We start from the raw sequence: 14,176 nt of genomic DNA on the forward strand, positions 1-14,176 counted from the left end.
GTCCGACCTGGGCCGTCCCGTACAGATGTCAGCGCGGGAGCGGGATCGGGCCGCACCGCTCGTCGCGAGACGATGGCTGCGGCCTGGGCCGCCTGCCGTGCCGCTCAGAGGCGATGGCTGTAGGACCACAGAAAGCGGTGCCCGGCATAGACCAGGCGCGCGTGCTCGAGGGCGTGGCCGTTGTGGCCGCGGGCGATGCGGCACACCTCCATGACCGGCTCAGCGCCGGCCAGCTGCAGCAGCGTGCGCTCGGCGTCGGTGGGCGAGCGCGTCAGCAACTGCTCGGTGACGGCCGCGGGGGCAAGACCGTGCGCGGCCAGCACCTCGAAGGCGTGCTCGCGCTCGCCGTTGTTCTCCAGCGCGGCCGCCAGGGCGGTGCCGGCCAGGTGTTCGGGCCGGTAGTGGGTGATAAGGAGGCAGGCCGGCGCGCCCTGGTGCGTGAGGAGCGCGGTGCGCTCGTATACCGGGGCGCCGACGGGGAGGGCGAAGACGGCGGCCAGGTGCGTCTCGGCCGGCGCCGTGCGCGCGCCGCGGAAGCCGGCGGCGCGCGGCGGGCGGTCGTTGGGCGCGGGCGGGCCCGGGGATGCGGCCTCTTGCCGGGAGACGCGGCTGTAGCGGTCCGGGCTCAGCGGCAGCCGCTCGGCACGCGGGCGCACGTAGGTGCCCGAGCCGGGGCGGGCCATGGCCAGGCCGTCGGCCACCAGCAGGCCCAAGGCCCGGCTGGCGGTCTCGCGCGCGACGTGGTGCTGGACCTGCAGCTGGCGCACCGAGGGCAGGCGCGTGCCCGGGGCCAGGCGGCCGGCGGTGATGGCGGCGCGCAGGCCCGCGGCGATCTGCTGGGCGCGGCCGTCGGGCACGATGCGGGCGTCGGGCATGGCCTCCACCTTAGCGAAAGTGTCCTAGGACGTTGACGATCAGCGGAATGCCTCCTAAGGTCAAGTGTCCTAGGACGCTTGATCGTTAAGGAGTGACATGACTGCGATCCTTGAGCGGCTCGTGGCGCGCTCTCCCCAGGGCGGCGTCTACGAGGCCCGGGCCTTCTTCGACTCCGGTGACCCGTTCGCCGTGCAGCTGCACTTCCGCCTGCCCTCCGATGCTGATGATCACGGCGGGCGCCCCGAGCCGGCCGATCCCGATGCGGCCGAGACTTCCTGGACGGTCTGGCTGCTGGCGCGGGATCTGCTGGCGCTCAGCCTGAGCCGGCACCTGCGCGCCCTGGACGCGCCGGTCGGCGACGGCCAGATCAGCCTGGGGCCGGCAGAAGATGACGCCTACCTGGCCGTGGTGCTGTATCCGGCCGATCCGCGTCTGCGGGCCGAGGTGCACATCCGGCGGGCCGAGCTGGTGACCTTCCTGACGCGCAGCGCGCACCTGGTGGCCTTCGGCGCCGAAAGCCAATACCTGGACTTCGATGCGATGGTCCGGGCGCTGCTGAAGGAATCGGCCTAACGGCCCCGGCCGCCTCCCGCACCGGCCAGGACCGGCCGGGCGCCGGCCCCGCGCGCTGCCATCACTAGCGCCGATCCCCGCCCCGGCGCCGCTGCCGCACCCTGGGCGAGGCCGGGCCGAGCGCGGCAGCGGCCGCTGCCGCGCTCCTGGGGAGCACGATGCCCGTGCGCGGCCCCCACCCCTTAGTGACTAAAGTTGTCAAAGTCTTCCATGACAGGAGACAAGTAGCTATAACTGGCGCATGATCTCATCTGACGGCGCATCCTTCACCGTAGAGGGCGAGCTGGCCCAGGCCGTGGCCGCGGTGGCCGACGACGGGCTCAGCGCCTCTCCCTTCCGGCTGACCACCGCCGACGGCGCCAGCGCGGTGGTCATCTCCGAGGAGCTGCTGCTCATTCTGATGCGCGCCGGTGACCAGCTCGCCGAGCACGGGCCACCGCTGACGATCGAAGAGCTGACGGCCTTGGTCAACCAGCCGTCTGGACCGCCGGCGGCGGGCGATGGCTGAGGACCAGGGGCGCGAGGTCGGCCCGTGGCAGCACACTGCGGAGCGCACCTGGGGGGATGGCACCCCGGATCTGTTCGCCCGTCCGGAGCGGCGGGAGATCGATCCGGACGCACGCCAGTTCCGCGAAGAGTCCATCGTCGCCGACCGCAGCTATCGCCCCCCGCCTGTCAGCGTCGAAGCGCGCGGGCCGCGCCGCGACCTGCTGGTGGAACGCGCGGCCTTGGCCGACATCAACCAGCTGCCGTCTGAGGACCGGTTACGGGTCGTGCAGCACCTGCAGGCCCTGGCCTGGGATCTGCCCGGCAGCCACGGCCTGCCGGTCCCCGGCCTGCCGACGATCGGCCGAAGCTGGCGGGACTCGCCGTTCGCGCTCATCACCCGCGGCCCAGACGATCAGCAGCGGGATGTGTTCCAGCGGCGGCTGCGCGCGGCGCTCAGCCCCGCCCCGCACAACGACATCACCGTCGTCACCCAGGTCGAAGCCGACCTACGCGCGCTGCCCCGCGAGCTGAAGACCCCGGCTCTGCAAGCGATCGATGCCCTGGCCCAGGCCCCGGCTGAGAAATTGAAGACCCACGAGCGCGTCCATGCCCACGCCGACGGATTGACCGGCAGGGTGCGCCTGCTGCCCCTGGGCGAGCACCACAGCCTGCTCTACCACCACCAGCCGCCGGCCTGGGGCGCCGGCCCGGCCCCTGCCGAGCTGCCCGACAAGACGCTCGGCGCGTTTTCCGCCCCGCGCCGCCCGGCCGAGGCCCTGCCCGGCCGCGGCACCGTGCAGCTGCTGGCGGTGTGCGCCAACCGCGCCGAGGACGGCCCGACCGAGTTCGCCCGGCTGGCCGAACAGCGTGCCACCCCGCTGCCGCACGGGCATCTGATCTACCGCACGGTGGCCGACTACGCCTCCCCCACCGGATGCGAGGCCGTGCAGGTGCTGGCCGTGCAGACGGGCGCGCGTGTGGATGCCGATGCGCTGGCCCAGCGGGTGGATGCCCTGCAGGCCAGCATCAGCGCCCACCAGCAGCGCACCGGCGCCGCCGTACGGCTGCCGTATGCCCCCGACGCCGCGGTGGTGCCCGTGGCCAGCCGGCACGCCGCCGATGACGGCACCGCGCCGCAGCGCCCGGCCCGGCTGGCCGCTCCTGCCGCGGCGGCCACCGAGGGCTTCGACAACAACCTCGCCCGTGCCCTTCCCGCCGGGCGCCGCTGGGACTTCGTCGTGCACCCGCGGGCTGTGGAGGAGCTGCGCGCGCTGCCTGCACAGGCCAAGGCGGCGGCCTTTCGCCAGCTGCAGGACCTGGCCGTCTACGGTCCCAGCGACCGCGACGTCAAACGCCGCCCGCCCGGCCAGCCGAGCCCGCCCAGCCCTGCCAGCCTCCAGGCCGCCCGCGACTTCGACCTGTCTGGCTTTCGCCCCCGCTATGTGCCCGGAGACGACGGCACCCCCACCCACCAGATCATCTACCGGGCCATGCCCCAGCCGCCCATCTCCCGCCAGCGCGGCCGCCGCGACGGCCGGCCCCAGCGCGTCACCGGCGCCGGCGAACGCATCGCGGTGCCGCTGAGCATCCCCGACCCCGGCAAGAACGCCGACCTGGAAAAGATCCTGGCCTTCCACAAGCCGCCCGCGCCTCTGGACGGCAGCCGCGATCCCGACTCGCGCCCGCTCATCGTCATCGCCGCGGTACGGCCCTGGCCCCACGACCCGGACGCGATCGCGGTCGTCGCCGATCGCTCGCCCAAACTCAACCGGGAATTCCTGGCCAGCAAGCAGGCCCGTCCCCCCCGTGCCGAGCCGGTCGAGCCCGGCCCCGCCTACCAGGTCACCGCCCCGGCCCCGGCACGCGACAGCGGCACCTTCCAGCAGCAGGCCGAACGCGTAGACGAACTGCGCGAAGCGGAGTGGAAACGCCGAGGCCAGCAACGACCCGGCGGCCCCGGGCGCCAGCAGGCCGCCACGCGGCGCTCGGCCACCGCCGCGGCGGCCCCGGCGCCGATCCCGCCCCAGCAGCGGCCCACCCCCGCCCCGGCCGTCCCGCAAGCGCCCACCCGCTCGGCACCCCAGCGCGGACGCTAACGATCCGACCACCCACTCCCGTGATCCGATCCGGCGGCCGGTGCCCCCTTTTCGGGGGCACCGGCCGCCGGATCAGGCAAGGAGGCAGGGGGGACGCTGCGGTGGAGGGGGTTGTCGTCCCGACTGCTTGCAGGATGCGGCCCCGGCATCGGGCCGCAAGGCGGGCGGAACCCCCCGCCCGCTCATGATCTTTTGCGCCCTGCGCCGTTGACACCCTCTCCCGGGCGGTGACGGGCGCAAAACATCATGACCGGGCGGCCGCCCACCATGCCCCCCGAGCCTTCCGGGGCCGCTGCCAGCAGTCGTTCGGGACGACAACCCACCGCCACCCCGGCGGTGAACCCGAGAACTGGAAAGGTGCGCATCATGGCCGCTGGAGACACCTCGATCACCATCGTCGGCAACCTCGTCGACAACCCGGAGCTGCGCTTCACCCCCTCGGGGCAGGCGGTGGCCCGCTTCCGCGTCGCATCCACTTCGCGCTTCCTGGACAAGACCACCAACAAGTGGGAGGACGGCGACAGCCTGTTTTTGACCTGCAACGTCTGGCGGCAGCAGGCCGAAAACGCGGCCGAGACCCTGCAGCGCGGCATGCGGGTCATCGTCTCGGGCCGTCTCAAGCAGCGCTCGTATGAGACCAAGGAAGGCGACAAGCGCACCGTCTACGAGGTCGAGGTCGACGAGGTCGGTGTCTCGCTCCGTAACGCCACCGCCAAGGTTAACAAGACCGTCCGCCAGGGCGGCAGCTTCGGCCCGCCGGAGTGGAACGCCGCCACCCCGCAGCGGCCGTCGGCCGCCCCGGCCGGTGAGGCTCCGGCCGAGGACCCGTGGGCCACGGGCAGCAGCGCCGTCGCAGGGCCGGACGACTTCAGCGACCAGCCGCCGTTCTAAGCCCGCGGCCCTGCCCCTGAAGGGGCAGGGCCGCGCTTGTTTCACCCCCGATCAAGGGCTGTGCCGCAGATCCCTCCGGTACAGCCCTTTTGCCATGTCGCCTGCTGGCCACCGTTGATCTGCTGGAGTCGCCATGACCTTCCGCCCCCCACCTGCGCGTGAACAGTGCATCACCGCGCTGTCGCAGTTGGCCGCCCTGCTGCAGACCTGCCCCGACCTGCCCGCCCCGGCCTGCATCATCGTCACCCTGCCCTGCCGGAGCGTCGTCGACGCCGTCGCCGCCACGCTGGAGGAGCGCGGACTGGGCTACCTCGATTACCCCACCGCGAGCGGCCGGGCGATCACCGTCTACCGCGAAGGCGGCTTCGCCATCCGCTGGCAGTCCCCGCCCGATCACCGCCTCATCGCCGACGCCGTCGCGCCCGCCGCCTGCACCGACGGACCGGGCAACTGCCCTCCGGCCCCGCCCTTCGACGGCGCCGGTCTGTTCTGGGACAACTGCGACAACTACGCCATCACCACCAGTGTGGAAGCCGACGGTAGCGGTCTGTCCAGCAAGGACCTGCACTGCTGCAGCGAGTTCGGTGACGTCACCGGCGCCAGTGTCCTGATCGCGATCTCCAAGGGCGGCCGCTGGCAATGGCAGTGCATCGGCTGCCGAAAGGAGATCACGAGCTTCGGCCACTGTGATCCCTGCGCGCAAAACGATTCCTGGCTGAGCACCCCACCCCCACCCCAGTAACCGCAGATCACGCTCTGCCCCTTCACCCGCTGGCAGCCCGGATCCGCAAGGGCTTTTCCCTGGAGACCGGGCCGCCAGCGCGGCGCGTTGCCCGCGCTGACAGCCTGCTCCCCTGCCACCGTCCAGTGCGCAGCCCCGGCGCCGAAGGAACACGGCGGGCCACCCTAGCCCGTCGTACCGCTAGCTATCGCCTATGGGCGTCGTTTCGGAATCCGCCCTCCACCCTCGGTCACCTCGCTTGACGGACGTGCCCTGGTCACCCGGCATCGCCTGGGACCAGGAACCGGCCTATCGCTCACGGACACGTTACCCCGCCGACCTTTCCCCGGAGGATTTCGCATGAACACCACCGTGGTCACCCACCCTCTGCTCAACCAGATCGCCCGGCTGCGCCCGGTACCGGCCGCCACGCTCGATCTGATGCGCCAGGAGGCGCTGAACACTCCCACCCCCGGCGTCATCTCCTACAGCGACTACCAGTCCGGCGGCTGGTGGACCGCCTCCCTGCTGAATCATTCGGGCGACCCGCACGACACCATCATCGGCGACGGCACCCCGCAGCCCACCACGTTGCTGGAGCACATGCCCACCACCGCCGCATTCCTGCGCGAGCTGGGCCTGCGGTACATGTACGTGCGGCTGGCCCGGCTGGAGCCCAACGGCTGGCTGTGGGAACACCGCGACTACGCCGAGCTCACCGATGTGCCCCGCCACCGCCTGCACATCCCGCTGGCCACCAACGCCTCCGCGGTGCTGGTGACCGCCGGAGCCCGGGTGCACATGCGCACCGGCTGGCTGTGGCGCCTGACCCCCACCGTCGCCCACGGCGTGTGCAACGAGCTGGGTCCTGAGCGGCTGCACCTGATCGCCGACGTCTACGTCGATGACGCCTACCGCGCCCTGGCCGAGCACCCCGATCTGGACCTGGATGACATCACCGAGCTGACGCCGCTGTCCGAGCAGGCATGCCAGCAGGCCCTGAGCCAAGCGGCCGACCTAGCCCGGCTGGGCTTTGTCCGCGCGGCCGAGCAGCACCTGCTGCGCCTGTACTACCGCCACGCGCTGCCCGAAGGCGGCGCCTACGACCTCATCGCCCAGATGCACCAGGTGCTCGGTGATGAGGCGCGCGCCGAGCGCTGGCGCCGCGACAAGACCATCCTGCTGGCCCGCGACTGACCCGCCCACTGTTGCCTGAACGGAGAGGACCCGATGACCACCATCACCTTGGACCAGCTCGCCCACGACAACCGGCCCACCCAGTTCGCCCTGCTGAACGAGCTGGTTGAGCTGTTTACCGGCAGCCCGGCCATCACCCACCTGCTCGTGCGCGGCTCGCTGGCCAGCGGCACCTCCGACCGACTGTCCGACATCGACCTGGTGGTCGGCGTGCACGATCGGCAGCTGCCGCTGCTGGCCGAGAACCTGGATGCGCTGCTGAGCAGCAGCCTCGGCACCCTGCTGCCGGGCTGGCCTGACACCATCGTGGCCGCCCTGGGCGGCTGTGGCTGGGTCTACCTCATCCCGCACAGCGGCCACCTGCTGCAGCTCGATCTCTACCTGGCCCCCAGCACCGCGATCGCGTCCCTGCAGCAGCGCACCGGCGCCCGCCTGCTGCTGCAGCGCGACGGCGCCCCCTGCACCGCCGCCGACACCCGCGCCAGCACCACCTACCTGCGCGCGGCCGCCACCAGCTCACCTGATGCCCGCACCCTGCTGGTGCAGTCCCTCATCATCCACGCGATGCTGCGCAAGCGGCTGCTGCGCAACCAGCCGTTCATCGCCTATGACCTGCTGGGCCAGCTGCACACCACCCTCAGGGATCTGATCAAGATCACGCTGGCCCCGCAATCGCGCCACCACGGCTGGTATCACCTGCCCGATGAGGTCGGTCGCTCCCCGCTGGGCCGAGGTTGCCTGGCCGAGCTGGAAGCCGCCCTGGCCGAGCCGTCCATCCCCACCCGCGCCCAGGCCGATGCCACCGTCGAGCGCATCTGGCGCCTGGCCGCCGACCTCGTCCCGCACGCGGTCGCCGCGCTGGCCGAGGCCCACGCCAGTTACCTCACTTACCAGGAGTTAGCGTGAGCAGCTTTTCTCGTCGTGCCGCCTTCTTCGGCGGCGTGATCCCCGGCGCGGGCGAAGAAGACCTCGCCCGCGCCGCGGGCGCGATCTTGGCCCGGGCCGGCTACCAGCTGCTGCACGGTGGCTACAACGGTGCCATGGAGGCCGCCGCCGCCGGCGCGGCCGCGCACGGCGCCCCCATCACCGCCATCACCCTGGCGGGCAAAGCCGAATGGGGCCCGCTCAACCCCTATGTCACCGCCACCTTCTACGCCTCCGACCAGGGCAGCCGCCTCAACGCTTTCCTTGAGCACACCGATCTGGTCATCGCCATGGGCGGCGGGGTCGGCACCTTGCACGAGCTGACCGCCGCCTTGTGGTACGCCGGAAACATCCGATCGATCCCGGTGTGGCTACTGGGCCCCAGCGCCTGCCGCCTGGAGGCCTTCTTGCGCACCGAGCACTGGCTGATCGAAACCCCCACCCGGCCGCTGGGCTTCCTGCGCACGGTGCCCGATGCCGGTGCGCTTGAGGCCGACCTGGCTGCGCTGACGACGTCGCAGCGGTGGCGATGAGCACCCGGCCCCCCGACCCGCAGGGGTCCTACCGCGCCCGCCTGGCCCAGGCCGCCTACCGGCCCGGCCCCTATCAGCTGTCCGACGGCACGGTATTGCCGCACTACTTCGACCCGTTCCTGCTCACCAGCGATCCGCAGCTGCTGCGGCTGACCGCGAACCGGATGGCCGCGCTGCTGCCTTCGGACACCCAGGTGCTGGCCGCGCCCGTGCTGGCCGCAGTGGCCCTGGCCACCGCGGTCTCGACCCTCACCGATCTGCCAGTCAGCTACATCCGCTCCCAGCCCAAGGCCTACGGCAGCCGCCGTCAGCTGGAGGGCGCCGACCCCGTCGGCCGCTACGTGGCCATCATCGATGACACCCTGCGCTCCGGCCGCAGCCTGCTGCACACCGCGCAGCTGCTGCGCGGGGTCGGCGCCCAGGTACACACCGCGGTATGCGTGCTGGATCGCGGTCTGGACGGCCTTCGTCTGTTGGCCGCCGCAGGCATCACCGTGCACGCCCTGATTGATGAGCCCATCCTCCCGCAGCAGGCGCCCTGATGCGCCCGGCTGCGCTGTTGGACCTCGACGGCGTGCTGCTGGACTCGGCGGCCGCGCACCGCAATACCCTGGCGGCCGTGGCCACCTGTGCCACCGGCCAGAGGGTGACCGCGGCCGACCTGCCCGCCGATGCGCTGGCCCGGCCACGATGTGCGGTCTTGGCCGAGCTCGGCGTCGATGACCCCGACCAGGCGTGTGAACGCTGGTGGGATGCGGCCCTGGCTGCCGCCTCCCAGCGCAGCCGTCTGTTTCCCGGCGTGCTGGCCGGCCTGGCGGCCCTGCGCCGTGCCGGCGTCGCGCTGGCGGTGGTCACCGTGCAAGAGCGCCACCGCCTGCCCTGGCTCCTACCTGCTGATCTGGCGGCGCTGCTGGAGGTGACCGTCACCCGCCACGACGCGCCGCCCAAGCCCGCCCCCGACGGCCTGCACCTGGCCCTGCGGCGCCTGGGCGTCGCCCACCACCGAGCGCTCTTCGTGGGCGATTCCATCACCGACATCCACAGCGGGCACGCCGCCGGAGTCTTCACCCTGGGGGCCGCCTGGGGGTATGCCGGAGCCGAACGGTTGCAGGCTGCCGGCGCGCATGCCATCGTGCGCCGTCCCCGACACCTGGCCTGGACCATCGCCCGGCTGCTGATCCGCTGCGATCCGCCGCCAGCTCGACGATGACTTCCCGGCTACAGTGATGCAGGAGGGAACCGATCGGCTCCCTCCTGCATCCCGCCTGAACGGACACCCTCATGACCAGTTTTCCCGCCAGCGTGATGTGGCGAGCTATCGGCGCCGCGCTGGAGATCTGACGACCCTCAGCTATCCGCAGGTCCTCAGCCCAGCTCGGCGTGTGCCGGTCCCCGTCACCCCACCAGCGCAAAGGCTCACCTGCCATGAGGTCACCGCAGCAGGCCCCCTCCTCCCACCGCATGCAATGGAGCGACCTGCCCACGACGGTAAATGCCCGCATCGCCGCCGACTTCGGCGCTCACATCCAGCACATCCACACCCCGCCCGGCGGATTCGGCCACCAACTGGCCGCCGCGCTCACCCTGCACGACGGCCAGCGCCTGTTCGTCAAGGCCGCGCCCCGCGATGATCGGCTCACCCGCGACAATCTGCGCGAAGCGGCCATCTTGGCCAGCCTGCCTGCTGAGGCTCCCGCCGCTGACCTGCTGGGCATCCTCCACATCGAGGACTGGACGCTGATCATCATCAGTCACCTGAGCGGCACCCATCCCGCTTTTCATCCCGGCTCCCCGGCCGTCGATGAAGTGCTGGAGCGACTAAGCAGGCTGACAGCCACCACCGCGCCGCAACGCTACCGGCAGGCGATCGCCACCCCCACCGCCACGACCGCCTTGCACCTTCACGGCTGGGCCAGCCTGAACACCCAACGCCCCGATGACCTCGATACCTGGGCCGCAGATCACCTTGCGCACCTGGTTGCGCTGGAGAGCGCCTGGCTGGCGCAGGCGCACGGTGACTACATCGTTCATGCCGATCTCCGCGCCGACAACATGATCGACGATCCGCAGCAGGGCATCGTCTTTGTCGACTGGACGCATGCAAGCCTCGGCCCCGCCTTTGCCGACGCGGCATCCCTGGCCCCGCAATGGGTCATGGCCGGACACTGCCCGCAGGCTGTCGCCGACCTGCTGGCCCGCCATCCCCTGACCTGCCACGACCGTCAGGGCGTCGACAGCTTCCTGGCGGCGCTGACCGGTCACTGGGAACGCAACAGCCGCTACCCCAGCCCGCCGCGCGCTCCCGGCCTGCGCACCTACCAGCGCCGTGCCGCCGCGGCAGGACGCGCGCTGCTGGCGGCCAGGCTCAGCTAGCCGCACCACCAGCTCTCGCATCGGTCCTCACCCAGGCGGCAGTTGGTGGGATCCCGCGGACCGGGCCGATCCCGGCTCCTTCCAGCCTGCGACACCGGCGCCCGGGGTCAAGGCGGGCCCACCCCAGCCCGCCTTGACCCCGGGATCCCGCCGACGCCGCCTGCCGGTCGTCGCTCGGGACCGGATCCCGCGCCGCCGCCGGCGGCCCCGGTCCCCGTACCGGGAGGCGAGAAGGTGTGCTGATACTCGAAAAACCGCGGGTGCTGATCTGCGGCAGCCGCTACTGGCGCTGGCCGCATGCGGTCCAGGCCGTATGCGAGCGCCTACAGGCCCGCTACGGCGAGGCCCTGATCCTCATCGAGGGGGCCGCGGCGGGAGCCGATCGCGCCTGCCACGACTGGTGCCAGACCCGCGGCTGGGACACCTGGCGGCATCGCTGTTTCCCGGTCGACTGGGCCGCGGAGAAGGCCGCCCGCCCGCGCGAGTACAAGGTCGCCGGGCATGAGCGCAACATCCGCATGCTCGCCGAGGCCGACCCCCGCCTGATCATCGCCTTCCACGAGGACCTCGCCTACCAGCGCGGCGGCACCTCCGACATGATCTTGCGTGGCCTGCTGACCGGCGTGCCGGTGTGGCTGGTGCCCGGCCCCGATCCCGCGCGCGGCCGGTGGCTGCACCCGCAGGAGCACCTGCCGAGATTCCCTCGTAGGCGGGTGACGGCGGCCGCCGACCTGATGCGCCGCATGTACCCGCAGTTGCAGCAGAAGATCCGCCTCGCTGCCTGATCCTGCTCGCGCCTTACGGCACGCGGCAGGTGACCTCATCCCCTCTACGCGGCCCTTCGGGCTCGGCCTGGCTCCTGCAGTCAGGCCGGGCCCGGGGCCGCTGCCATCCCCTGTGTCGGAGGACCCTCTCGTGCTGACCGCTGTCGAGCCGCTGTCGCTGAGTAGTACCGCCGTGTACCTGGCCGATCCCGATGCCGCCCTGTCTTTGGTCCGGCGCCTGTTCGGCAGCCATCCGCGCCACAGCGTGGTGGCTCTGGGCTTTTCCGGCCCGCGACCGATCGTGGTGGTCAGCGCCCGCCTGCCTGCCGCGGTGACGGAGCTTGTCGCCCTGGCCGAGCAGACGACGTACCTGCTGGGCCAGTACCGCAGCACCGATGCCGTCCTCGTCGGCTACGGCGCCGGTGCGCCGGTGGGCGCGACCCTGATCGGCCTGCACCGTGCCCTGGAGTCCGACCGCATCATCCCCGCGGCCGCCGTGCACTACCAGCAGGGGCACTACCAGCTGCCGCTATGCCCGGAGCCGGGAGAGTGCTGCCCCACCGAGGCCACCATGTGGGACTCCAGCTGCGGTGATGCGGCCGCCACCGCGCTGCTGCAGACGCACGTCCCGGCCATCCACACGATCTACCCGGCCCGGGGGTTCCTGCGCAGCATCCGCCGGCCCCGCGAGTGAAACACGACCACCCCCTTCCCCCGTCGGCGCCGCCCGCCGGGCCGTGCCCAGCTGCAGCCCCCGATCCCCCTTGACCGTGTCACCCGGCCCCGTGGCCCGGCCCGGTACGCCGGGCGGCGGGGCCGCGCCCGTTTTCCCAAGGACTTCACCATGCCCTGCTGCACCACCATAAGCCCGTTCCCTCCGCCGGAGATCACCCTGGCCATCGCCGCCCAGTACCTCGGTGATCTCAACGACAGCATCGCCATCGTGGGATTTGGCCCCGACCAGCAGCTGACCGCAGTGATCAGCGCCGCGCTGCCCGAGTACTCCCCGGATCTTCCCGGCCAACTGCAGCGTCTGACGAAGGACCTGAAGGCCCTGGGCATCGACTCCACGGCCGTCATCGGATACGGGGCCGCCGAGTACGTCACCCCGGCGCTGTCACGCCTGCCGGACATGCTGGCGGACACCGGAATCGAAACCGACCAGATCCTGCACTACGCAGACGGCTGCTACTCCTCCCTTGGGTGTATCTGGGGCTGCTGCACCGAGGTGCCCTGGCAGCGCGACCAGGAGCAGGCGGCCGCCGCGGCCATCGTGCCCGCCGCCGGGCTTGCCATCGGCGCACTCAGGAGGTGAGGCGATGAGTACGAGCACTGCCCAGGTGCTCGACCTGGACACCGAGGCCGAGGCCACCGATGCGGTGCGCGCCTACCTGCAGAGCATCAGCCGGACGCCGCTGCTGAGCGCCGAGCAGGAAGTCGAGCTCGCCAAGCGCATCGAGGCCGGTCTGTACGCCGAGGTCAAACTCCGCTCCCCGGACCTGGACACGATCTTGCGCCAGGAGCTGGAGCAGATCGCCGCGGACGGCCGAGGGGCCAAGGACCAGATGCTGCGCGCCAACTTGCGGCTGGTGGTCTCCATCGCCAAGAAGCACACCGGCCGCGGCCTGGAGCTACTGGATGCCATCCAGGAAGGCAACGCGGGCCTGATGCGCGCGGTGGAGAAATTCGACTACGCCAAGGGCTACAAGTTCTCCACCTACGCCACCTGGTGGATCCGCCAGGCCATCCAGCGTGGCCTGGCCGACACCAGCCGCACCATCCGCCTGCCCATCTACCTGCGCGAGAGGCTGGCCGCTCTGGCCAAGGCCGAACGCCACCTGTGTGAGCAGCTCGGCCATGAGCCCACCGCCCAGCAACTGGCCGCCGCGGTGGACCTGCCGGTCGGCACGATCGAAGAGCTACGGCGCATCCGCCGCGAACCGGTCAGCCTCGATGCCCCGCTCACCGACAGCCTGGTCACCTTCGGCGACCTCATCGAGGACACCGACGCCCCACAGACCTTCGAGGTCATCCACAACCAGCTGCTGGCCGCTCAGCTGCGAACCGCGGTACAGGAGTTGTCGCCGCGCCAGCGCCAGGTCATCACCTGGCGCTTCGGCCTGGACGACGGCACCCCCCGCACGCTGGGCCAGATCAGCCAGTACCTGGGCATCACCCGCGAGGGCGTACGCCAGATCGAACAGCGCGCCCTAGCCAAGCTGCGCCAAGTCCAGGCGATCCACGGCCAGCACGACCACCAGTGACCTTTCTTCCCTCTCCGGCTCAGCCCACCGGCGGCACCGGCAGGCCGATCATCACCCCGCACCCTGCACCGCAACCTCTACCCCAGGAGTTGCTGCATGTCTTCGACCCGACTGAGGAAGTCCTCCCACAGCATCGCCCTCACCACCCTCTCGGCGCTGTCTTTGACCCTGGCCGCCACCGCCTGCAAGCCAGAGACCGCTGCACCGGAGCCCACCACACCCCCCGTCACCGCGGACTGCGTCGTCGTCGAATCCGACGGCTCCTACCGTCCGGTCGACGACGATCGGTGCGACGACTCCGACTCCGGCTCCGGGTTCGTGTGGATCTACGGAGGCACCTACCACCCGCACACCGGCCGCATCAGCGGCGGCACCCGCAGCAAGCCCGCAGGAACCAACATCTCCACCCGCTCTGGAAAGGTCATCGTCGGCGGCTTCGGCAGCAGCGGCAAGGGCGGGAGCGGCTCCTGATGCT

The 14,176-nt window shown here is 71.5% G+C and carries 17 protein-coding genes; 16 read left to right on the forward strand and 1 reads right to left on the reverse strand.

The window, feature by feature from the left end:
• Window positions 1-104: 104 nt before the first annotated feature.
• Entirely contained in the window at window positions 105-875 is a 771-nt protein-coding gene (locus tag IEZ08_RS24290; protein WP_189242995.1) for a GntR family transcriptional regulator, read from the reverse strand.
• Between the two features lie 97 nt (window positions 876-972).
• Between IEZ08_RS24290 and IEZ08_RS24295 the strand changes: the two genes are divergently transcribed.
• From IEZ08_RS24295 to IEZ08_RS24370, 16 genes are all read left to right on the forward strand, one after another.
• The gene (locus IEZ08_RS24295) at window positions 973-1,449 is read left to right on the forward strand and encodes an SsgA family sporulation/cell division regulator (protein WP_189242996.1); all 477 of its coding nucleotides are present in this window, start codon (window positions 973-975) and stop codon (window positions 1,447-1,449) included.
• A gap of 241 nt (window positions 1,450-1,690) precedes the next feature.
• On the forward strand, window positions 1,691-1,957 hold the full coding sequence (locus IEZ08_RS24300) for a hypothetical protein (RefSeq protein ID WP_189242997.1): 267 nt from the start codon (window positions 1,691-1,693) through the stop codon (window positions 1,955-1,957).
• Window positions 1,950-4,034 carry a hypothetical protein gene (locus IEZ08_RS24305; protein WP_189242998.1) on the forward strand — a complete coding sequence of 695 codons (2,085 nt, stop codon included), beginning with the start codon at window positions 1,950-1,952 and terminating at the stop codon, window positions 4,032-4,034. Before IEZ08_RS24300 ends, IEZ08_RS24305 begins: the two co-directional genes overlap by 8 nt.
• Before the next feature lie 366 nt (window positions 4,035-4,400).
• Complete coding sequence (locus tag IEZ08_RS24310; protein WP_189242999.1) at window positions 4,401-4,925, forward strand: single-stranded DNA-binding protein; 525 nt, start codon at window positions 4,401-4,403, stop codon at window positions 4,923-4,925.
• 133 nt (window positions 4,926-5,058) lie between these two features.
• Complete coding sequence (locus IEZ08_RS24315) at window positions 5,059-5,667, forward strand: hypothetical protein (protein WP_189243000.1); 609 nt, start codon at window positions 5,059-5,061, stop codon at window positions 5,665-5,667.
• A gap of 339 nt (window positions 5,668-6,006) precedes the next feature.
• Window positions 6,007-6,843, forward strand: coding sequence for an aspartyl/asparaginyl beta-hydroxylase domain-containing protein (locus tag IEZ08_RS24320; protein WP_189243001.1), 837 nt, complete (start codon window positions 6,007-6,009; stop codon window positions 6,841-6,843).
• A gap of 33 nt (window positions 6,844-6,876) precedes the next feature.
• Entirely contained in the window at window positions 6,877-7,749 is an 873-nt protein-coding gene (locus tag IEZ08_RS24325) for a nucleotidyltransferase domain-containing protein (RefSeq protein ID WP_189243002.1), read from the forward strand.
• Window positions 7,746-8,300: an SLOG cluster 4 domain-containing protein gene (locus tag IEZ08_RS24330; protein ID WP_189243003.1), complete on the forward strand. Its 555-nt coding sequence runs from the start codon at window positions 7,746-7,748 to the stop codon at window positions 8,298-8,300. Before IEZ08_RS24325 ends, IEZ08_RS24330 begins: the two co-directional genes overlap by 4 nt.
• Window positions 8,297-8,842, forward strand: coding sequence for an orotate phosphoribosyltransferase (locus tag IEZ08_RS24335; protein WP_189243004.1), 546 nt, complete (start codon window positions 8,297-8,299; stop codon window positions 8,840-8,842). Before IEZ08_RS24330 ends, IEZ08_RS24335 begins: the two co-directional genes overlap by 4 nt.
• Window positions 8,842-9,510 carry an HAD family hydrolase gene (locus IEZ08_RS24340; protein WP_189243005.1) on the forward strand — a complete coding sequence of 223 codons (669 nt, stop codon included), beginning with the start codon at window positions 8,842-8,844 and terminating at the stop codon, window positions 9,508-9,510. Before IEZ08_RS24335 ends, IEZ08_RS24340 begins: the two co-directional genes overlap by 1 nt.
• Before the next feature lie 251 nt (window positions 9,511-9,761).
• Complete coding sequence (locus IEZ08_RS24345) at window positions 9,762-10,673, forward strand: phosphotransferase family protein (protein ID WP_203863479.1); 912 nt, start codon at window positions 9,762-9,764, stop codon at window positions 10,671-10,673.
• Window positions 10,674-10,909: 236 nt separating this feature from the next.
• Complete coding sequence (locus tag IEZ08_RS24350) at window positions 10,910-11,458, forward strand: SLOG family protein (protein WP_189243007.1); 549 nt, start codon at window positions 10,910-10,912, stop codon at window positions 11,456-11,458.
• A 130-nt stretch (window positions 11,459-11,588) separates the two neighbouring features.
• A complete protein-coding gene (locus IEZ08_RS24355; protein WP_189243008.1) occupies window positions 11,589-12,131 on the forward strand; it encodes a DUF4192 family protein in 543 nt (180 codons plus the stop codon).
• Between the two features lie 150 nt (window positions 12,132-12,281).
• Window positions 12,282-12,752, forward strand: coding sequence for a hypothetical protein (locus IEZ08_RS24360; RefSeq protein WP_189243009.1), 471 nt, complete (start codon window positions 12,282-12,284; stop codon window positions 12,750-12,752).
• A gap of 4 nt (window positions 12,753-12,756) precedes the next feature.
• A complete protein-coding gene (locus tag IEZ08_RS24365; RefSeq protein WP_189243010.1) occupies window positions 12,757-13,701 on the forward strand; it encodes a sigma-70 family RNA polymerase sigma factor in 945 nt (314 codons plus the stop codon).
• Between the two features lie 96 nt (window positions 13,702-13,797).
• On the forward strand, window positions 13,798-14,172 hold the full coding sequence (locus tag IEZ08_RS24370; RefSeq protein ID WP_189243011.1) for a hypothetical protein: 375 nt from the start codon (window positions 13,798-13,800) through the stop codon (window positions 14,170-14,172).
• The last annotated feature ends 4 nt before the right edge of the window (window positions 14,173-14,176 follow it).

It is taken from the genome of Planobispora rosea, from assembly GCF_014648175.1.
In the GTDB taxonomy this organism is placed as follows: domain Bacteria; phylum Actinomycetota; class Actinomycetes; order Streptosporangiales; family Streptosporangiaceae; genus Planobispora; species Planobispora rosea.